Origin of the sequence: Streptomyces wedmorensis, from assembly GCF_000716445.1 — a bacterium.
Classification (GTDB): domain Bacteria; phylum Actinomycetota; class Actinomycetes; order Streptomycetales; family Streptomycetaceae; genus Streptomyces; species Streptomyces wedmorensis.
On record NZ_JNWK01000026.1, the window covers coordinates 1 to 20292 of the forward strand.

Sequence of the window (20292 nt, forward strand, 5' to 3'; positions counted from 1 at the left end):
GGGCGAGTTGTTGACCGGCGCCGCGCAGTTGAACTTCGCTCCGGAGGTACCGGTGGCGAAGTCGTAGTCGTTGAAGGGGGTGTTGTCACCGACGCAGTAGGGCCAGCCGTAGTTGCCCGGAGCCTTGATCAGGTTCCACTCGACGGTGCCCTCGGGGCCGCGGTTCGGGTCCTCGTACTGCGCGTCGGGTCCGTAGTCGGCGGCGGAGATCCAGCCGGTCTCCGGGTCGACCGAGAAGCGGAAGCTGTTGCGGAAGCCCATCGCGTAGATCTCGGGACGGGTCAGCGCGGTGCCCGGCGCGAACAGGTTGCCCGCGGGGATCGTGTAGCCGCCGGCCGCCTCGGGGTGGATGCGCAGGATCTTGCCGCGCAGGTCGTTGGTGTTGGCGGACGAGTGGAGGTAGCCGCCGGTGTGGCCGGGCTCGTGCTCCCCTCGGTAGGCCGGGACCTCGATCACGGTCTCCGCACTGGCCATGTCGAGCGTGTCGTCGGCGTTGACGGTGAACCGGGTGACCCGGTTGATCTCGGCGGTGCCGGAGACGTCGAGCTGGGCGGCGACGTGCGTCTCGGACGCGCCGTCGTGGGTGTGGATGACGTTGACCTTGCCCGAGCGGGAGATGTAGTAGACGTCACCGTCGGGGGCCACGTCGAGCTGCATGGGCTGGTCGGGGGCGCCGTCCAGCGTCACCTTCTGGTAGCGCTGGGAGACGGTGCCGCCGCAGTCGCCCTCCTCGGCGCCGGCGGCCCACTTGAGGCCGCCGAGCAGGTGCTGCCGGAACAGCGGCTCGGAGTAGGAGGCCGTCTCGTGGCCCATGGCGGTGGCCCAGACCTTGCCGCCCTCGGCGTTGCGGCACCAGGAGATCGGGTGGTCGGCACCCATCCATGACGACCTCGTCCCACCAGGGGAACTCGGTCTCGATGTTCATGTCCGTGGCGTTGTGCACCGCCACGATCCCGTGACCGCCGCGCACGTACGCCTGGGCGGCGGCGCGCTGGGCTTCGGTGTCCCAGACCATGCCCGAGGACTGGAGCATGACCACGGCGTCGTAGGTGTTCAGGGTGGTGGTGTTGAAGACGTTCGCGTCGTCGCTCTCGTCCACCTGGAAGTCGTTGGCGGCACCGAGCTCGTTGAAGGCCTGGATGGCCGCGTCCATCGAGCTGTGCCGGTAGGCCCCGGCCGCCGTCTTCGTGAACAGCAGGACCTTGAACGCCGGGTCCTCGACCGCTTCGGCGAAGGTGCCGGGTATGAGGAAGGCACCGAGGGTGGTGACGGTGAGGGCCGCGAGCGTGCGGCTCAGCCTTGATCTCGATCTTTGCACTGGAATCTCCGTGATGAGGAGGGAGAGAGAGGTGCGGGGCTTCAGAGGGTGCGGAGGAACGCGAGGCCGCTCGTGGCCAGTTCGTCCTGGCCGGCCGCCAGCGGGCGCCGGATGGAGGCCGCCGTCGCGATGGTGGTGTTGTCCGGCGTGAAGGACTCGATGACCAGCGGGCCGGTGTAGTCCGCGTCCTTGACCGCCGCGGCGAACGCGGTCCAGTCGAAGTGGTCGGACCCGGGGGCGCCGCGGTCCGTGCCGCACACCTGGATGAGCGCGATCCGGGATCCCGCGTCCCTGACCGCCTGGGCGGGGCTCCTCTCCTCGATGTTGAGGTGGTACGTGTCGAGTGCGAGGCCGCACTCGGCGGGGAGGGCGTCGAGGGCCTGCTCAACGGTGTTGAGCAGGCTGGTCTCGTACCGGTTGAGGGGTTCGACGCCGACGCGCACGCCGCGTTCCCCCGCGTACGCCACGACGGGCTTGAGGTTCTCCCGCAGTTCGGCGAGTACGGAGCGCCGCTCGTCCGCGTCGAGCTTCCAGGTGCGCCCCACGGAGTGGATCCGGCCAAGGAAGCCAGTTCCGACGATACATACCCCCACTTCCGCCGATTGTCGTCGTATGTCGCGCACGTCCTGGATCCTAGAGATGACTTATTGCGAGCGTCAACCATAAGTCTGACGAGAGCTGTTAATACTGACATCGATCAGCTACAACACCGACAGGGCTGGAGGACAAGGGAGTTGACCACCGAACCGGCAGGCACCGGCGCCCTTCTGGCGATCCCGCGCGACGGCCGCGCCCGTACCCGCACCGAGCCGGCGCAGCTCGCCGGCCTCGCCAGATCGACCGTGACCCAACGGCTCGACGCACTGGCGGACCAGCAGTGGATCCGGCCGACCGAGGACGCGATCTTCTCCGGCCGCGGCGCCCCGTGGAGCACCTCGCCGCACTCACCGCTGCCGGTGACGAAACCGTCCGTCCACGACCACGCCGGCACGGTGTCGCACATGCCCCGCCGCGGCAAGGTCATCTGGGGCGGCACGGCGGCTACGGCCGTCGAAGCCAGGATTCCGCCGGGGAGCGCGACCGCGCCCGCGGTCAGGGCGGTCGCCGCGATGAAACCTCTGCGGCCGAGAGGGGACAGGAAAAGACATGCAAGGACTCCTTCGGCAAAAGGAGAGCAGGGAGGGGGCCGCGCCGAGGCGGCTGGTGAGCGAGAGGGGGCCGAGCGGCGTCCCGTCCGCGTCGGCTCACTCGGAGCCTTCTTCCGCACCCTCGTCCACGACCTCCAGCCGCGGTGGTTGGGCTCGGAGAAGGGCGCCATCCACATGACCACCGGCGCCGTCGCGAACGCCGCGTGGGACCTTGCCGCCAAGCGGGCGGGCAGGCCCGTCTGACGCCTGCTCGGCGAGATGACGCCCGAGGAGCTGGTCCCTGACCACCACGCCGAAAGGCAGCCGCAACACCGAATCCACGATTCCGCACAGCAGCTGCCGCCTTCACGAGCGGCGCGGAACCCGACGGCCAGACGGGCGACGAGCCGCACCCTCGGCCACGGGTCGGCGCCCCTTCGCGCCATCCCCCGACCACCTCCCCCGTCAATCCACGGGAGGCGCTGACGCATCCCCTGAACCTGCCGCACCGTCGGCGGCTCGCGACAAAGCCATCAGGCCCCAGGCGCACGCTCGGCGCACTCGACTGCCCGCGCGCTCCCGGACGTCGGCTTGTTGGATTGAAGCCGGGATCTTGCACCCCTACGCTTTCCGAAGCCTCGTGACCTCTGTCACATCCCGTCAGCCGGCCAACACGACTCGCCCATTACGGCATGAAGGCCAAACAGGAAATTCCCAGGACGGCACTCGGGAGTCACCTGCGGGATCTGGGGCATCGCGTATCCCAGGCACCTGGTTGCGGAATGATCTCGCGCCATGAGCGAGATACGCCGACAGGCCGGCGAAGCGCGTAGCCGCGGACCACGAAGACGAACGACACACTTCATCGATGAGGCAGAGGCTGACCTGTGCACGCTCGGACTCACGCCACGTCTGCCGCGACCTGTACGGGTTGGCTTGAGAGTCGGCGAGCTGCCGGCAATGCACGCCTCGCTCATTTCTGTCAGCACTGGCCTGTTTGCCTACATTTACACGCTCGCTTGGCTGCAAGTAGTTTTTCAACGCAAGGGCGGCTCCGTTGGTATCGGACCACAGACCATGGAGACCTTGAAAGCGTTCTTCCAGGATCTGAGCAGCGGCTGGCTTGACCCAAATCGCGAGTTCGCGAAAGTCTTGCAAGTGGGCGTGCTCGCGATTCTACTCCTGCTCCTTTACATCACCGTGAGCATAGGGCCAGCGATCTACCTGGTCAGACTCTTCATCGGTGCTCGCGTGCCCCGCAGCCGCCCTGTGGGCAACCTGGATGGATCTCCCGGAGGGCGCGGACGCCTACGTCATCGGAGGAGCCGGAATCCTCGTCCTAGTGCTCGTATACGGCCGCCCGCGCCCGCCGCGCTCTTGAAGTGTTCGCCACTATTCGCGGCGCCTAAGACTGAGGCCTGTCCTCAAGTGGCCTTCTGAACTGAGGTTCAGCCAGACTCGCTCCATCCCATAGCTGACTCAATCTTTCTGTTTTTCAGTTGCTCATGACCATCAATACAGCCTTCATACCTGCGATGGATCACCTCTGGCGAGTTCCCTGCACGGCGGGCTACCTCTGCCACGGGGACTCCAGCGTTGAGCCAGTTCGTGATGCATGTATGCCGAAGGCCGTATGGCCTGTGGGCCAGTGAGGAGTGATGTTTGTCCGGGGGGGGAGCGCGAAGGTACGGGCTTCCTGCCACACCCGCCAATAGCTAGAGGTCCCGAGGACACCGCCACGCTCGTTCGCGAAGAGCCGACCATCTCCTGCCGTACCGAACTCCGCTATTGATCAGAAACTCATTGGGTTCACTCGTCGAGGATGTAGCGGGCATGTCGGCCGCTGAAGTGTCCGCGCGAGATGTGGGGCCGGTTTTGTCGGCGGTGGAAGAACCTGCGCGTTTCGGTGGCGAGTTCGGCCTGGTTCCTGGCCCGGTGGGTGTGGGGTGGGCTGCGTTTGAGGTCGGCGTCGACGAGCTCGTCGGGGTTCGGCTCCGGTGAGTACGACGGCAGGAAGTGCAGCTCGATCTGGGCCTCGTGGTCGGCGAGCCAGGGCCGGACGGTCTTCGAGCGGTGGGCCGAGTGCCGGTCGACGATCAGATGGACCTCGCGGTCGAAGTGACCGACGAGCCGGTCCAGGAAGCGGCCCATGACCTTCGCGTCGAACGACTCGGTGAGGACCGTGAAGTGCATCCGTCCCTTCGTGCTGATCGCGGACATCGCGTTCACGGAGAACCGGTTCCCGTTGCGACGGACGATCGGAGTGCTTCCTCTGGCGCCCCAGGTGCGGCCGGTGACCTGGTCCGAGCGGATCCCGACCTGGTCGGCGAAGCGGACCCGGTAGAGCTTGAAGATCAGCTCGCCTGTCAGGGCCCGTGTCCACAGCCGACCGGAAGCCTCAGGATGGAAGGGGCGTGGTCGAGGGCGGCCTGCCGGATGGCGGCCGGCTCGGCCTCGGACAGAACCTGATGCTCGCCCACCCGGCGGCCCCGCGCACGCGACAGCAGCGCGTCCCGGCCACCGGTCTGCCACCTCGTCCACCAGTTGTCCAGTTGTCCAGTTGTCCAGTTGTCCAGTTGTCCACGGTCCTGACCGACACCTTGAACAGAGCCGCGACCTCAGCCCGGTTCCGCCCTTCCACCAGCATGGACACCACCAGCAGCCGCACAGCCTCCTGCGCGTCCGGCGGCCAGGTCCTCGCATCCCCCACCAGATCACTGAGGTTTTTCAGAGTGGCCACTGATCGAGTGCCCCAGGCTGAGTCAGGACGAGGACCGCAACGCACAAGCTCCCGCGCCGTTGAGGGAGGTGTTCGAAGTCTCAACCCATCGGCACAGGAGCCCTGTTGGTTCTCCGTCCTGCCGCACTCGGCCTGCCTCATGCTCTGGTCGAGTGGGTATCCATGCTCATCGTCACCCGTGAAGGTGACCGGCGCTGCAAGCTCCCGCCCCACCAGCGTGCCCTCGTGGGCCTGGTCTACCTTCGTCGTCACGACACGCTCGCGCAGATCGCGGTCGGCTTCGGCATATCCGTCGGCACCGCCCACGCCTACGTCACGGCCGTCGTCCAGTACTTGTCGGGCCGGGCACCCGGCCTGCCGCGGGTCCTGCGCGAGACCGATCCTGATCACGTCCTGCTCGACGGGACCCTCGCCGAGTGCGACCGGGTCGGCGACAGCCGGGCCGGCTTTTCGCAGAAGCATCGCCGTCACGGCGTGAACGTGCAGGTCGTGGCCGATCCCACCGGCAACCTGCTGTGGATCTCGCCCGCGCTGCCCGGCCGCACCCATGACCTGACCGCGGGAGCTTCCACCGGCGATCCTCGTCAGCGTCTCCGCTACGGAGTCGAAATACTGGGCCATCGATTCGTACTCGCCCGTGACTGTGGGGTCACCCACGAACCAGCTGCCGACGCGCCCGTCCCGCACGTCGATGAACTTTCCCATCCAGCCGTCCTGGTCCGACAGGAACGGGATCCACTCGTTACGCCAGAACGGGTAGTCCGGCTGGTCCGGAGGGTCGAATCCGCAGGACGTGGAGCGGTTCGCGTAGAGCCTCTCCATCGCCCGGATGCCCAGAAAGAAGCTTCCCTCGTCGGGGAACCCGTCGAAGCCGCAGCACATCACGTCGTCGTCGAAATCTTCCTCCGGCAGATCCAGATTGTTCTGCAACAGCCAGATCCGCAGGTCCCCATGCAGGGAGATCCCCATCCGTTCCTCGGCTGCCGCGAGCATCTCCTCCGTAGCGGGCCCCGGCAGATCCGCGTGATCGGCCGGCGCGTGCTCCCGAAGAAGACTCATCACACGCGACCAACTCTCAGCCACACTCATCGCCCTCTGCCCTCTGCCCTCTCCACAGGGATGTCTCCGTCCGACTACGCCACTGCGGAGGTCGGGAAGTACCGGCTGGAGAACCTTGCAGGGATGGTACTTCGAGCATGCGTTCCATCGCTCCCCGCGATCGTCTTCCGCCCCGAAGCGCAGGGCCGGCCCCTCAGCGAAGTGATCGCCCGCGACTTTTCACAGGCAACCCACTGTGCCCGGCGGACCCAGCCGAGGAGCTTCCAGGACTCAAGCGACGGCCACGGCGTCACCCTGGAGTGGCGAAGCTGAAAACGCTCACTCACACGCCGTCAACGAGCGCGAACCCAAAACTCTTCGGATCGATAGGCGACGACACTGTGACGGCGGTCGGCAGCGCCCCCGCGCGGATCACCGGGCAGCCACCCACTGCGGCCACTCGGACTTCGAGACCTTGGTCGACGAGGCTTCGTGCCACACCCCGCGGCCCCGGGCTGATCCGAAAGACACGGTCCAACGTCCGGACAGCCCCGCCCACGCAGGACACCTCGCGTGCGCAGGCTTACAGTCGTGAGTAAGAGGCGTTCCACCCCACTCCGTCATCGGACCCGGGGCAGGGCGCGGGGTGCGGGACTTCGCCCGGCCGGCCGGCCGCGGCCCACGGGGGACAGCCTCGCCGTCCGGCCCCGAGTTCAGGGACCCGATGAGCCATGCCTGACGTGAAGGTCGTGTGGACAGGGCTTGAATGCCGTGTCAGGCAAGAGATGAAAGACGACATCTTCGGCAGCGTTCAACTGATCACCGGAATGACGCCCCAGCCGGCGGTGAAGTTCCCCGACGCCGGCACGCTGACGTTCGGGCCTCCAGGGCTGAGGATCTTCAGCGCCCAGCGCCTGCTGTACTCCGGACCGGCACAGGACCTCAGCGTGTCCCTCGCGCTCGTGCAGCACGACTCCGGTGACATCGAGCAGGAGAAGCAGGCCGTCGCCCAGGCCATCTCCACCGCGGCGACGGCGGCCGTCGCCGCCGCCACGAGTCCGGCGGGCGCCGCCCTGGCCAAACCCTTCATCGACTTCCTGGCCGTAGCCCTGGTCGACATCGCGAGCGACCTCCTCGGCCTCGCCGACGACCCGTTCAACCCGGCGGCCGTCTTCATCCCGAAGGACAAGCTGCTGGATGCGAACAGCCGGCGCCAGATACGACAGCGCCCCGACGATCCGCGCACACTGCAGTTCACGGACATGGTCATCTGCAGCGGTACGGACGGTGACGGAGACCTGGGGGTGTACGCGCTGTACCTGGACGTACAGCCGTCAGGCGCCCCGGGCGGAGGCGGCGTCACACCCGCGGGCGACGGTATCGGCACGCCCACACTGAGCACGGGCTCGCAGGGAGCGGCGGTGGAGAAGCTCCAGCGCCTCCTGAACGCCCACGTACCGGACCTCGGCTCCCTGGACGTCGACGGCGACTTCGGCCCCGTCACGGACGAACGCGTCCGCGAGTACCAGCGTCGTGTCGACATCGAGATCGACGGTGTCGTGGGTCCTGAGACCTGGGGCATGCTGACGGGCGGTGAGCGAGCGGAGGAGGACGCGTCCGGGACGCCGACCCTGAGCAACGGCTCGCGCGGCCCCGCGGTCCGCAAGCTCCAGCGCCTCCTGAACGCCCACGTGCCGGACCTCCAGGCCCTCGCGGTCGACGGGAGGTTCGGCCCCGTCACGGAGCAGCACGCCCGCAAGTTCCAAACCCGCCTCGCCATCACCGTCGACGGCATCGTCGGCCCTCAGACGTGGGGCGCACTCACGCGCTGAGCGAGCCTCTCGCCCAGGCCCGGGGAGGGGGCCGTCTCGCTCAATGAGTTTCTGATCAATAGCCGGCGCTGCCCTCTGGGACGCGAACCGCAAGGGCGCAGACCTGGAGGGAGTACGCGGGATGCGCCCCCGTGACCCCGCCCAACGATTCTCCAGCCGTCCGGTGGAGCCCTAGACCTGGGGCAACCGACCGGCGCCGGCCATGGCTGTCCGGCTATCGAGGGGCGGAAACACGCATGGGTGTCGGAACCTTGTCGGCGCAGCCGAGCCGTGTGGGGCGCAGGAGCCGAAGGCGGCGCGTCTTGACCGGTTCGTACTGACGCCCGAGTTGCTTCGGGACGAAGAGTCCTGGGCCCAATCCGCTGGCCGAGCGTAGCCCATAGGCCCCTTCGGGTGATCGCGAGTGGGTATCTGTCTGTCTGTACGTCCTGTCGGCCCCCTCACGGTGGAAACGGATTACTGTCTGGCCGTCGACTACCCGTGCACAGAAAACTGCTGCACCGAATCCGACGACTGTCACAGCCATCGGTCGACAGCATTGAGGAGGCCGGGATGGGCTCAGCCGCCGTGGGTGTCGTCGGGGCCTTGCTCGGAACCTTGTTCGGCGCTGCTCTACAGCAGATGCAAGCAGCACGCAGTAGGAGATGGCAGCGTGGGGACTCGTTGAGCGACGCCAAACGCCGTGTCTACACGGAGTACCTGCGTGCGATCAGCGCCAGCTACGCCCAAGCCATGGCCGGCCAGAGGGATCGTTCCGAAGACGGACATCTCCGTGCTGCCACCGCAGAGATCACGATCCTCTCCGGACGAGGCGTGTACAAACCAGCCTGCGTCTTGGCAGAGGTCGTCCTGGATGTGCACACCCGCATCGCCGCAGGTGCTGAGTGGACGAAAGCAGAGGTTGACGAAGTGGACGGGCAACGCCACAAGTTGATCGAGCTGTTCAAATCAGACCTTGGAATCGACCCGCGTGCCTAAAGGTCGAGCTGTTGGACACCCCATCCGCGAGCTGCGGCCCACTCGTGGACCGACAAGGCTGGGCGTGCCGCTGACCGGCCGCTGACCTGCGGAGACGGGCTTGGGTTGAAGCGGGGCGGGCCGGCTCGTCGGCGGTCACTCCCCAGTAGCCGATCAGGGTCGGCCGGTCGTCGTGGTAGAGCACCGTGCAGTTGCCCTGGGCGTGGTCGGGGAACTGCAACCACCCTGAATCGAGAGCTTCGTTCCAGTCTTCGTAGGTGGGTGGGTCGGCCGCTCGGGGACCTCGTAGGCCGGCTTCCCGGGGGCGGGGGGTCGCCGGAACCTGGTGACTGCAGGCGAGCGGCGTCGGGGATCCGGTGGCGGTCGCGATGTCGACCGAGGGTGCGAGGAGGGTTGATGCGGGTCAGGCGCCGGTGTGTTCTGTGAGGCAGATGTGGTCGGGGGGACGGGTGGGGTCGAGGGTGCTGTAGTCGAGGAGGGCGGGGTAGGTGAGGCGGGTGCCGGGGTAGAGGGGGGTGCAGGGCTGAGGGGTGGTGTAGAAGACGCCGGAGGTGCCGTCGAGGTGGATGGCCTGGGCGTCGAGGGCGCCCAGGAGGTCGGCGCCGCATTGGTAGCCGGGGGCGTTCATGAGGAGGGCACCGTTGCGGCCGGTGGAGTCGGCGCTGCCGGTCCAGGCGATGCAGTAGGAGACGCCGGGGTCGCCGCCGGTGGCGGGCTGGGAGACGAGGTGGACCGTCTGGGGGGAAGGGGGGCCGCCGCACAGGGTGTTGATGTCGGGGACGTACCACGGGGAGCCGGTGGTGCAGATGGTGGCCTTGGATTCGCAGCCGGGTGTGCCGTCGGGGAGCTTGTAGGTGACGGGCAGGCATGTGGACGGCGCCTGGGGGGCGGGTTGTTGTTTCTTCGTCGCGGGCGCCGGGGTCGATGGGTTGGCGGGGGCCGACGATGTGGGAAGTGTCGTCGGCGTGGGTGCCAGGGCGCTGGGTCGGTCGTCCGGCGGTGTCTGTTGGCGGAGGGTGTAGGTGGCGGCTGCGGCCAGGGCGAGTGTGGTGAGGCCGGCGGCGAGGAACCTGGCTCGGCGGCGGAGGGTGTGGTGTCGGGCGGGTGTCCATGCCAGGTCGTCGTGGGCGGGCATGTCCCATTGGGCTGCCACGAGCTGTCCGACGGCGGTGGGGGTGTCGGTGCCGGGTGGCAGGACGTGGGTGGTTTGGGTGGCGAGGAGTGCGGTGCATCTCTCGGCGAGGGCGGCTGCTGTGGGGCGGTCGGCGGGTTCCTTGGCCAGGGCGGACGTCACCAGCGTGAGGAGGTCGTCGGGGGTGCCGGTGAGATCGGGTTCGGCGGACATGACGCGGAAGGCGACGACGTCGGGGGCCCCCGTACCGAACGGCAGACGGCCTGTGGCGGCGTAGGCGATCAGGGCTCCCCAGGCGAAGACGTCGCCGGGGGTGCCGGCGGCGCCGGTTCGGTAGTACTCGGGGCTGATCCAGCCGGCGGTGCCGGTCATGACGCCCGTGCGCGTCACGGAGGTGCCGTCGAGGGCGTGGGCGATGCCGAAGTCGACCACACGAGGGCCGGAGGGGGTGAGGATCACGTTCGCGGGTTTGACGTCGCGGTGGACGACTCCCACGTCGTGGATGGCCGACAGGGCCGCTGCCGTGCCGGCCGCGAGGGCGTACAAGTGGGCGCCGGCGAGCGGGCCTTGGGTGGAGATGTGGTGGCCGAGGGTGTGGCCGGGAACGTATGCGGTGGCGAGCCAGGGGGTGGCCGCGTCGGTGTCGGCGGCGAGCAGGGGGACCAGGCACGGGCCGGAGACCCGCCGGGAGAGTTCGACCTCTCGCCGGAAGCGGGCGCGGAACTCGTCGTCGTCGGCCTGGGCGGGGTGGATGAGTTTGAGTGCGACGCGGCGTCCCTCGGGGTCCAGGGCGGCGTGGACGGTTCCCATTCCGCCGGCGCCGAGCCGTCCGACGACTCGGTAGGGGCCTACACGGCCCGGGTCTCCGGGGCGGGCGGGTTGGACGCGCGTGGGCAACGAGGCTCCTAGCAGTTCAGGAACGGGATGAGCCTGAACCGTACGCGGGGTGGCCGGTGTGCCGGGTGTGCTTGCGGGTTTCCGCGGCCCCGGCCGCGGGTTTCCGCGGCCGGGGCGGGGTGGAGGGCCGGGCCGGGGTGGAGGGCCGGGGCCGGGGTGGAGGGCCGGGGCCGTTTCGGTGGGGGTGGGGTCAGGTGAAGGTGCGGCGGATCCAGGTGGAGAAGGCCTCGAGGAGGAGGGTGGTGGTGAGGAGGAGGAGGACGGTGGTGGTGACGAGGCCGTATTCGAGGACGCGGGCGGCGTTGAGGAGTTCGTAGCCGATGCCGCCGGCGCCGACGACGCCGAGGAGGGCGGCGGATCGGATGTTGACGTCGAACTGGTAGAGGACGTGGCCGAGGAGGGCGGGGAGGACGCGGGGGAAGTCGGCGGCGAAGAAGACCTGGAGCCGGGACGCGCCGGTCGCGGTGAGGGCGCGGGTGGGGGCGGGGTCCAGTTCTTCGAGGGAGTCGGCGGTGAGTTTGCCGAGGAAGCCGAGAGAGCCGACGGCCAGGGCGAGGGCGCCGGCCACGGGGCCGAGCCCGGTGATGACGACGAGCACGATGGCCAGCACGATCTCGGGGATGCCGCGGATCGCGACCGTCAGCGTGCGGAAGGCCGGGGAGAGCCGCGGCCAGGGCGAGACGTTCGGTGCGGCGAGTACGCCGACCGGCAGCGCGAGCGCCATGCCGAGCAGTGTTCCCGCGAGGGCGGTCTTGACCGTGACCCACAGGGCGTCGAGCAGGCCCGCCATGCCGCCCGGGGCGGTCGGCGGCAGGTAGTGGCCCAGGACCGTGGGGAGTTGGCCCAGTCCGGCGAGGAGTTGGTGCGGTGACAGCTCCGCTCCCCTGACGGCGGCGACGAGGACGGCCGCCGTGACCGTGCCGTATATCCAGCGTCGGATGCGGGCCGCGGTCCAGGGCGGGCTGATCGCGGACGCGGGCCGACTCGGACCGCCCCCGTCCTTGCCGGTGGTCGGCGTCGCCTTCGTGCCGGTGGTCGTGGACTCCTGCGTGCCCGTGGTCGTGGTGCGGCGGCGGGCGCGTGTGGTCCTGGTGTGCGGGAGGAGGGCTCGGCGGATGGTTCCGGAGAGGAGCTCCATGACGAGGCAGAGGAGGAGGACGACGAGGGCGAGGGCCATGCCGCGGCGGTAGTCGAGGCGTTGGAAGGACTGGGCGATCTCGTAGCCGAGGCCGCCGACGCCGACGAAGCCGAGGAGGACGGAGGAGCGGAGGTTGACGTCGAGGCGGTGGAGGGCGGTGGCGATGAAGGAGGGGAGGACGTGCGGGAGGACGGCGGAGGTCAGTTCCTGGGGGTACGAGGAGCCGGCGGAGCGGAGGGCTCGGCGGGGGCCTTCGGGCGTCTCTTCGAGGACGTCGGCGTAGAGCTTGCCGACCATGCCGACGGAGTGGAGGCCCATGGCGATGATGCCGGCGGTGGCGCCGAGGCCGAAGATCCGGACGGCGGCGATGGCCATGATGACGTCGGGGACGGCGCGGGCGAGGACGATGAGGGAGCGGGCGGCGCCGGAGACGTACCGGTTCGGTGTGAGGTTGCGGGCGGCGAGCAGGCTGACGGGGATGCTGAGGAGCAGGGCGAGCAGGGTCGCGCAGAGGGCCGTCGACAGGGTCTGACCGGCGAGGCGCGCCACGTCGGCGAGGGGCGGGAAGTCGAGGGGGAGCATGCGGCCGGCGAAGGCCACCGCGTTGTGGAAGCCGTCGACGAGGGTCGCGATGTTGATGCGGAGGTCGACGACGGCCCAGCAGGCGGTGGCGACGAGGGCGAGGAGGCTGAGGTGGGGCAGGAGCCGCACGCCTCGGTTGGGGCCGAGGCGTGCGGCGTGGGGGGACGGCGGACGCGTGGGGAGGTTCCGGACCTCGGTGGGTGTGCTCACGACGGCGCACCGGCCAGTACGGCGGGCTCCTGGGGGCCCTGGTAGAGGCGGGCGATGTCGGTGTCGCCGACGTCCGCGGTGGGGCTGTCGAGGACGACGCGGCCGGTGTTGAGGCCGATGACGCGGTCGGCCCAGGTGAGGGCGGTGTCCACCTGGTGGAGGGTGCAGACGGTGGTGAGGGACTCCGTGCGGCCGATGTCGGCGATGAGCTCCATGACCTGCTGTGAGGACAGGGGGTCGAGGGAGCTGACGGGTTCGTCGGCGAGGAGGATGCGGGGCTGCTGCATCAACGCGCGGGCGATGCCGACGCGTTGCTGCTGGCCGCCGGAGAGGGTGTCGGTCCGCTGGAAGGCCTGGTCGGCGAGGCCGACGCGGTCGAGTTGGGCGAGGGCCTGCTCGCGGAGCCTGCGCGGGTACATGAGGAGTCCGGAGCGGGGGCCGCGGAGTCGGCCGAGCGCGCCGGAGCAGACGTTCTCCAGGACGCTCCTCATGCCCACCAGGCCGAAGTCCTGGAAGATGAAGCCGACTTGGCGGCGCAGGGCGCGCAGTTCGGCCTTGCCGGAGCTGCTGGGGTCGACGCCCAGGACGGTGGCGACGCCGGAGGTGGGCTTCTGCAGGCCGTTGAGGAGTTGCAGCAGTGTCGACTTGCCGGAGCCGGAGGGGCCGAGGAGGGCGACGAACTGGCCCGCCGGAACGTCGAAGGACACGCCGTCCAGGGCGCGTACCTCTCTGGTGTCTCCTGCGAACGCCTTGCCCACCCCGGTCAGGCGGACGACGGTCTCTTCGTTGTTCATCGGCCCCCGCGCTCCTCGGTCGATCGCTTCCGTCCGGTCAGTTGGCGACGCACTGGTCCTCGCCGACGCGGCCGCACACCTCGCGGACGCTTTCGAAGTCGGCGTCGTCCGTGGGGGTGAAGCCCCAGTAGCCGTCGATCTTGCAGGCGTCGCCGGTGCAGTAGCCGTTCTGCTGGAGGTAGTCCGCGTTCGCCTTGGTGCGGAACGCCTGGGTGATCCTGGCCTTGAGGTCCGGCGTGAGGTCGTCGCTGACGGTCAGGGGCGAGCCGGGGATGACGTCGGACTTCCAGACGATGTCGAGCTCGCCGGGCTTCATGTGCTTGCGCTCGACCAGGAGCTTGTCGACCATCGCGTCGTAGGCGAAGCCGACGTCGCACTGGCCGCTCAGGACGGCGAGCGCGGAGGCGTCGTGACCGCCCGCCATCACCGGCTTGACCTCCTTCTCCTTGACGCCGGCCTCGCTGAGTCCGGCCACCGGGTAGAGGTAGCCGGAGGTGGAGGTGGGGTCGACGAAGCAGACCTTCTTGCCCTTGTAGCCGGCGAGGTCCTTCACGGCCGAGCCGTGCTTGACGATGCCGTACGACCGGTAGCCGGAGTCGGCGTCCTTGGTCTTGACCTGGGCCGCGATCGGGGTGGCCTTGACGCCGCTGCGGCGGGCCACCACGTACGAGAGGGGGCCGTGCATGGCGATGTCGATCTTGCCGGCCCGCTGGCCCTCGATGACGGAGGCGTACGTCGTCGCCTTCTCGATCCGCACCTTCCTGCCGGTCTCCTTCTCCAGCATCTTGGCCAGCGGCTCGTACTCGGACTGGACGCTCGACGAGCTCTCGTCGGGCACGGTGGCCAGGACCAGTTCCTCGGGGTCGCGCCCCTTGCCGGAGTCGCCGTTCCCGGCCGAGACGGCGCTCGCGCCGCACGCGGTGAGGCCCAGGGTGAGGGCGAGGGCGGCCGCGCCCTGGGCGACGGCGCGGAGTCGGGCGGTGGAGCCGTGGTTCTTGTCAGGCATGTCGGTGCTTTCTTCGCGGCGTGAAAGGACGAGGTGGGACGGGGCGACGGGCGGCCCTGCTCTTGCCGGGCGGCGGTACGGGCCGGACGGGCCCTCGGGGTCAGATCCCCAGCTCCCGCAGCAGGGTGATCCCGCTCTGGTCGAGCTGGTAGAAGACCCGTCCTCCCAGGCGCTGCTTCCAGACGATGCCCGAGTCGTTCAGGACCGCCAGGTGCTGGGAGACGGTGCTCTTGGCCATGCCCAGGGACTGGGCCATCGCCGTGGTGGTCCTCGGCTCGTCCAGGGCGCGGACGACCTGGGCCCTGCTCTTGCCGAGCAGCAGCGCGAGCCGGTCCTCGGCGGCCTGGGCGGGCTCGCGGGCGGTGAGGACGTGGAAGTACCCGGTGGCGCGCGCCTGGTAGGACATGGCCACCACGGCCTGCTCCTGCTGGAAGAGGCGCAGGCCGCCGGCGAAGACGGTCGGCACGAGGAGCAGCTTGGAGCGCGTGACGGAGAGGTCCATGTCCCGGTGGTACGGGGCCGTGAGGACGGGTCGCGACCAGGAGATCCGTCCGCCGAGTTCGGCGAGCATGGGTTCGACGCCGGCGACGGCGAGGGTGCGGCCGCGGAAGAGGATCTCCTCTTCGAGGGAGGAGCGGATGGAGTTCCAGTACGGGGCGACGGCCAGGTCCCAGTACTCCTCGAGGGCGGTGAGGAGCCGGTCGGCGGCGGGGTCGTCGGGGTTCGTCTCGCGTACGTGGGCCAGCTCGGCCGCCAGGGTGTTGCGGGTGGGGTCGGGCAGGGCCACGAAGCCCGGCGGGAAGAGCTGCGGGTCGCCGCGGCGCAGGGGTTCCACCAGGGTCCGTACGAGTTCCTCCGGCAGCCGGTTGCGGACGCGGCGCGCCCAGTCCGCGTACGGCGAGGGGGCGGCGCCCCGGTAGCGGGCCAGGATGCCGAGGCTTCCGATGGTCTCCCAGAGGGGGCTGAAGGAGATCCGGATGGTGCTCAGGGTGGCGTCGTCGACGGTGAGGCGGATCACGGGGCGACCCCCTCGCTCGCGGTGTGCCGTGCTGCGACGGCCCGGGGAGTCACACCGCCACCCGGATGGCGATGTCCTGACAGAGGGTCAGGACCTCCTTGATCCACGGCCGGGGGTCGGCCGGGTCGTAGCCCTGCATGGTCTCGATCTGCCAGTACCGGTCGAACGGGAACCCGGCGGGCGCGGCGGCCCGGAAGCGGTGGGCGCGCCACTTCGGGAGGTGGCTTCCGTACTCCCCCTCGGCTTCCAGGAGGGCGTCGACGGCGTGCCCGAAGGCGACGCGGGCGGAGATGGTGGCGCTTTCCAGGTCGCCGGCCTCCAGCTGTCCGAGTGCGTCCTCGACGGCGTCGTCGGTCGCTCCGAGGGAGCGGACGACGACGAAGGACCGGAACGCGGAGTCGACCAGGCGTTCGCGGGTGCGGTCGATCCATTCCTCGCCGAGGATCGGGCAGCAGGTCTCCAGGTGGGCCAGGAGCAGTTCCTCGGTGCGGGTGAGGGTCTCGTCGGTGATGCGGCCGTCCTCGCACGCCTCCCAGGAGATCTTGGAGAGGACCTGGCCGATCTGGGACTCGAGCCAGTAGGTGACCTCCCAGCGCCTGTCCTGGCGGTAGAAGACCTCGCTGGTCACGTACGGCGGGTCGAGGGGTACGGGGCTGCCGGGCCGGTCGGCGGAGGTAGCGCACTCGACGGCGGTGACGACGTAGATGTCGAAGTCGCTGCGGGCGTTGTGCCAGCCGCGGGCGGCGGATCCGACGACGAACACGGCGAGGACGCCGGCGGGGACGAGGTTGCGCTCCTGGAGCGGGGTGAGCCAGTCGGCGGCCGGGCCGTTCGTCTCCGGGTCGGTTCTCCCGTACGACATGAGCATCTCAGGAACACCTCATGAGAAGGTCGGCGAGTTCGTCCTGGGAGAAACGAACCGGGTTGTTGCTCAGGCGCTCCGCGTTCACGGCGGCGGCCAGGCCGCGGACCTCGGGCTCGGTCCGCACGCCGACGTCGGCGAGGCGCATCGGGAGCCCGATCCGCCGGCCGAGGGCCACGAAGCGGGCGCCCGATTCGGCGGGTCCGGAGGCGCCGAGCACCGCGGCGATGTCGTCGAGGGCACGCCGGTACTCCGACGGCCGGACGGACGTCCGCAGGTCCGAGGCGTCCGCGTGGGCGTGGGCGTCCAGGAAGGCGCCGAGGCTCAGCGCCACGGCGTGGCCATGGCTGACGCCGTAGCGGCTGGTCATCCGGTACGAGAGGGCGTGCGCGCCGGTCGTCTTGGAGCGGTTGATGGCGCGCCCGACGAGGTGGCTGCCCACCGCCATGGAGCGGGCGACGCCGGCGTGCGGCGCGGCGACGAAGTCCTCGATGCCGGCGAGGAGCAGGCGCAGTCCGCGCCGGGCCAGGCCGCGGCTCTCGTCGTCGCCGCCGACGGCCCAGAGGCTCTCGATGCCCTGTGCGATGGCGTCCACGCCGGACGTGGCGCGCTGGTGGGGGGTGCCGCTCTCGGTGAGGGCGGGGTCGAGGACCGCGGCGTCCGGCAGGAGGCCGGCGCCGGCCACGGAGTACTTCGCGTCGCCGACGTAGACGACGGCGAAGTGGGTGGCCTCGCTGCCGGATCCCGAGGTGGTGGGTGCCAGGACGAGCTTCATGCGCCGGGTGTCGGCCGCCGGTCCCGTGCGGACCCGGTCCTCCAGGTCCGCACGGGGCACGCCGTCGAGGACGCAGAGGAGCTTGGCCATGTCCATGGCGCTGCCGCCGCCCACGCCGACGACGGCGTCGGGTCGCAGTTCCCGGACGGCGTCGAGGCCGCGGGCCACGTCGTCGACGGCGGGGTTGGGCGAGAAGTCGTGCCAGCGGTGGACCAGGGTCCGGCGGCCGAACGACTCCATCATCCGGGACGCGCCCGAGGCCTCGAACGAGTGGGCGCCGTGCACCACGAGCACCCGGGTCGCGCCGAGCCCCTCCACCAGCTGCGGCAGCGACGCGATGGCACCCCGGCCGTAGCGGACGACGGGACGGCGCGGACTCACGACGGCGTCACCCGCCCCGTCAGCGCGCGCAGGACGGCGGCCCCGCTCTCCGCCGGGGTGACGGCGGGTCGCCCGAGGTCGCCGCGGCTGCCGGGCCTGACCCGCAGTTCGAGCAGCGCGGGGCCGCCGGTCTCGCGCAGCCGGGCCAGTTCGCCCGGCAGGTCCTCCAGGGAGGACAGGGTGGCGGCGTGGCGGTAGCCGGAGTTCCGGGCGAGGGCGGGCACGTCGACCCGGTCGATGGAGGTGGGCTGGCCGCCGACGCTGTCGTGCACGCCGTTGTTGAACACGACGTGGAAGTACGAGGACGGGCCGTGCCCGGCGATGACGGGCAGGGCGCCCAGGTGCATGAGGAGCGCTCCGTCGCCGTCGAGGCACCAGACCTCGCGCTCGTCCTCCCGGAGCGCGATGCCCAGGGCGATCGAGCTGGCGTGCCCCATGCCTCCGACGGTGAGGAAGTCGATCTCCGCCTCGGCTCCGGCCCGTACCCGGTGCTCGTACAGCTCACGGCTGAGCATGCCGGTCGTGGAGACCACGACCTGGCCGCCGCCGATCTCGGCGATCAGCGCGCCCAGCGCCTCCTCCCGGGTGGGCGGGCCGGACTCCGGCGCGGTGGCCGGGACGGCGGCGGGGACGCCCGCCGGGGCGAAGGTCCCCTTCTCCACGAGGAAGGCGTAGGGGGTGCGGGTGGCGACGGAGTGCGCGACGGCCTTCCGTACGGCGGCGCCGGCCTCCTCCTCGTCGGCGGGCAGCACCGACCAGGGAAGTTCGAGGGCGTCCAGGAGCGCCGGCATGATCCGCCCCTGCTTGCGGTGCTGGGGCTCGTCGGGCACGCCCGGCTGCCCCCGCCAGCCGATCAGCAGGATCATCGGGATGCCGTACACCTCGGGGTCGGCGAGCGAGGTGAGGGGGTTCACCGCGTTGCCGATGCCGGAGTTCTGCAGGTAGACGACGGCGGGGCTGCCCGTGCGCAGGTAGTGGCCGACGGCCAGGCCGACGGCGTTCCCCTCGTTCGCGGCGATCACGTGGTCGACGCCGGACGCGCCGTCGCCGACGTACGCGTTGAACTCCTTGAGCAGGCTGTCCGGAACGCCGCAGTACAGGGAGACGCCTTCGGCCGCCAGGTGTCCCGCGAGGACGTCGGGCCGGATCATCCGGCGTTCTCCGGGATGATCGACAGGGCGTCCTTGATCGAGGCCAGCATGGACTCGGCCTCGTGGGCGCGGCCGTGCTGCAGGATCGACTGGACGACCTTGGTCACCTGCGGGTAGACGGCGCGCATGAGGTGATTCGCGTAGATCACCATGTTGACGCCGGCGTCGGCGAGTTCGGACTCGCGGACGCTGCTGTAGCTGGTCGGGACGACCACCAGGGGCACGCGGCGGGGCAGCTTGTCGAAGTAGCGGCAGAACTCGAAGATCTCCGCGGGGTCCGACTGGCGGCTGTGGATCATGATGCCGTCGGCGCCGGCGTCGACGTACGCCTCCGCGCGGTGCACGGCGTCCGCCATGCCCTTCTCCAGGATGAGGCTCTCGATGCGCGCGATGACCATGAAGTCGTCGGTGATCTGGGCGCGCTTGCCGATCCGGATGCGCTCGCTGAAGTCCTCGACGCTGGACTGGGTCTGCGGAACGTCCGTCCCGAAGAGGGAGTTGCGCTTGAGTCCCTCCTTGTCCTCGACGATGACGGCGGAGACGCCGAGCCGCTCCAGGGAGCGCACCGTGAAGCCGAAGTGCTCGGGCTTGCCGCCCGTGTCGCCGTCGAAGACCAGCGGCTTGGTGGTGACCTCGAAGAGCTCGTTCACCATCTGCAGCCGGGACGAGACGTCGACGGCCTCGGTGTCCGGCTTGCCCCGGGCGAGGGAGTCGGTGAGGGAGGAGGACCACATGCCGTCGAACTCGCGGGCCTGGTTGTCCACCGTGACCTTGGAGTTCTCGATGATCAGGCCCGTCAGGCCGTTGTGCACCTCGAGGATGCGGACGATGTCCTTGCTGTCGAGCAGCCGGCGGAGCCGGGAGAGCCGGACGTTGGGCGTGGTGCCGACCTCCTTGACCGACGAGTGGAGGCGGGTCGAGGAGATGCCCGGCGTGTACGGGATCTCGACGAGCTTCCCGCCCCACTCCGACAGCACCTCGATGACCCGCTCGCGGGTGTGGCGCTGCACGCCCGTCTGCCAGTCGTCGCCGTGGACGACGAAGTCGGGGCGGACGGTGCGGAGGTTCTCGGCGTAGTCGAGGGTCCGCTGGGGCACCACGGAGGCGACGCCCTTGAGGTTCTCGACGACCGCCTTGCGCTGCTCGTACGTCATGTGCGGCAGGCGCTTGTAACTGGCGATCGCGGCATCGGTCAGCAGACCGATGGTGATGTCGCCGAGCTCCGCGGCCCGGGAGAGGATGTTGATGTGGCCCGGGTGGATGAGGTCGGCACTCATACCGACGTAGACGATCGGCCGCTGCATTAGAAAAGT

At 69.8% G+C, this 20292-nt stretch carries 14 protein-coding genes and 4 pseudogenes; 4 read left to right on the forward strand and 14 right to left on the reverse strand.

The window, feature by feature from the left end; genetic code table 11:
• The 3 genes and pseudogenes from OO54_RS41625 to OO54_RS21005 form a co-directional block, all read right to left on the reverse strand.
• Nucleotides 1-879, reverse strand: an 879-nt coding sequence (locus OO54_RS41625; RefSeq protein ID WP_245236730.1) for a ThuA domain-containing protein, incomplete at its 3' end; no start/stop codon positions are given.
• Between the two features lie 73 nt (nucleotides 880-952).
• Nucleotides 953-1153, reverse strand: a pseudogene (locus tag OO54_RS47465) (ThuA domain-containing protein); the annotation flags it as partial.
• Between the two features lie 206 nt (nucleotides 1154-1359).
• The gene (locus OO54_RS21005) at nucleotides 1360-1941 is read right to left on the reverse strand and encodes a sugar phosphate isomerase/epimerase family protein (protein WP_280818293.1); all 582 of its coding nucleotides are present in this window, start codon (nucleotides 1939-1941) and stop codon (nucleotides 1360-1362) included.
• A 624-nt stretch (nucleotides 1942-2565) separates the two neighbouring features.
• Here OO54_RS21005 and OO54_RS45100 point away from each other — a divergent pair.
• Nucleotides 2566-2706: pseudogene (locus OO54_RS45100) on the forward strand (fuconate dehydratase); the annotation flags it as partial.
• 1548 nt (nucleotides 2707-4254) lie between these two features.
• Here OO54_RS45100 and OO54_RS43040 read toward each other — a convergent pair.
• Nucleotides 4255-5148 carry an IS630 family transposase gene (locus OO54_RS43040; RefSeq protein ID WP_245236732.1) on the reverse strand — a complete coding sequence of 298 codons (894 nt, stop codon included), beginning with the start codon at nucleotides 5146-5148 and terminating at the stop codon, nucleotides 4255-4257.
• Nucleotides 5149-5290: 142 nt separating this feature from the next.
• On the opposite strand from OO54_RS43040, the pseudogene OO54_RS43730 reads away from it, so the two are divergent.
• Nucleotides 5291-5809: pseudogene (locus OO54_RS43730) on the forward strand (helix-turn-helix domain-containing protein); the annotation flags it as partial.
• 30 nt (nucleotides 5810-5839) lie between these two features.
• On the opposite strand, the pseudogene OO54_RS47475 reads toward OO54_RS43730, so the two are convergent.
• Nucleotides 5840-6274 (reverse strand): annotated as a pseudogene (locus OO54_RS47475) (SMI1/KNR4 family protein); the annotation flags it as partial.
• A 734-nt stretch (nucleotides 6275-7008) separates the two neighbouring features.
• Between OO54_RS47475 and OO54_RS42465 the strand changes: the two are divergent.
• Both OO54_RS42465 and OO54_RS21035 read left to right on the forward strand, forming a co-directional pair.
• On the forward strand, nucleotides 7009-8055 hold the full coding sequence (locus OO54_RS42465; RefSeq protein WP_051787061.1) for a peptidoglycan-binding domain-containing protein: 1047 nt from the start codon (nucleotides 7009-7011) through the stop codon (nucleotides 8053-8055).
• 552 nt (nucleotides 8056-8607) lie between these two features.
• Complete coding sequence (locus OO54_RS21035; RefSeq protein WP_033205168.1) at nucleotides 8608-9033, forward strand: hypothetical protein; 426 nt, start codon at nucleotides 8608-8610, stop codon at nucleotides 9031-9033.
• A 403-nt stretch (nucleotides 9034-9436) separates the two neighbouring features.
• Here OO54_RS21035 and OO54_RS48350 read toward each other — a convergent pair whose 3' ends face one another.
• The 9 genes from OO54_RS48350 to aepX all read right to left on the reverse strand — a co-directional run bounded on the left by OO54_RS48350 (nucleotide 9437) and on the right by aepX (nucleotide 20283).
• The gene (locus OO54_RS48350; protein WP_106970064.1) at nucleotides 9437-10975 is read right to left on the reverse strand and encodes a serine/threonine-protein kinase; all 1539 of its coding nucleotides are present in this window, start codon (nucleotides 10973-10975) and stop codon (nucleotides 9437-9439) included.
• Nucleotides 10976-11252: 277 nt separating this feature from the next.
• Nucleotides 11253-12992 (reverse strand): phosphonate ABC transporter, permease protein PhnE, encoded by a 1740-nt coding sequence (gene phnE, locus OO54_RS21045; RefSeq protein ID WP_063781455.1) that lies wholly within the window; start codon nucleotides 12990-12992, stop codon nucleotides 11253-11255.
• Entirely contained in the window at nucleotides 12989-13786 is a 798-nt protein-coding gene (locus OO54_RS21050; RefSeq protein ID WP_033205170.1) for a phosphonate ABC transporter ATP-binding protein, read from the reverse strand. Before OO54_RS21050 ends, phnE begins: the two co-directional genes overlap by 4 nt.
• Nucleotides 13787-13823: 37 nt before the next feature.
• Nucleotides 13824-14792 (reverse strand): phosphate/phosphite/phosphonate ABC transporter substrate-binding protein, encoded by a 969-nt coding sequence (locus OO54_RS21055; protein ID WP_033205171.1) that lies wholly within the window; start codon nucleotides 14790-14792, stop codon nucleotides 13824-13826.
• A gap of 100 nt (nucleotides 14793-14892) precedes the next feature.
• A complete protein-coding gene (locus tag OO54_RS21060; RefSeq protein WP_033205173.1) occupies nucleotides 14893-15810 on the reverse strand; it encodes an ArsR/SmtB family transcription factor in 918 nt (305 codons plus the stop codon).
• Between the two features lie 49 nt (nucleotides 15811-15859).
• Nucleotides 15860-16672 carry a nucleotidyltransferase domain-containing protein gene (locus OO54_RS21065; protein WP_159391574.1) on the reverse strand — a complete coding sequence of 271 codons (813 nt, stop codon included), beginning with the start codon at nucleotides 16670-16672 and terminating at the stop codon, nucleotides 15860-15862.
• Nucleotides 16673-16679: 7 nt separating this feature from the next.
• Nucleotides 16680-17828 (reverse strand): phosphonoacetaldehyde reductase, encoded by a 1149-nt coding sequence (locus OO54_RS21070; protein ID WP_033205175.1) that lies wholly within the window; start codon nucleotides 17826-17828, stop codon nucleotides 16680-16682.
• On the reverse strand, nucleotides 17825-18979 hold the full coding sequence (aepY, locus tag OO54_RS21075) for a phosphonopyruvate decarboxylase (RefSeq protein WP_033205176.1): 1155 nt from the start codon (nucleotides 18977-18979) through the stop codon (nucleotides 17825-17827). The genes OO54_RS21070 and aepY overlap by 4 nt, the downstream gene beginning before the upstream one ends.
• The gene (gene aepX, locus OO54_RS21080) at nucleotides 18976-20283 is read right to left on the reverse strand and encodes a phosphoenolpyruvate mutase (protein WP_017236167.1); all 1308 of its coding nucleotides are present in this window, start codon (nucleotides 20281-20283) and stop codon (nucleotides 18976-18978) included. Before aepX ends, aepY begins: the two co-directional genes overlap by 4 nt.
• Nucleotides 20284-20292 lie beyond the last annotated feature (9 nt).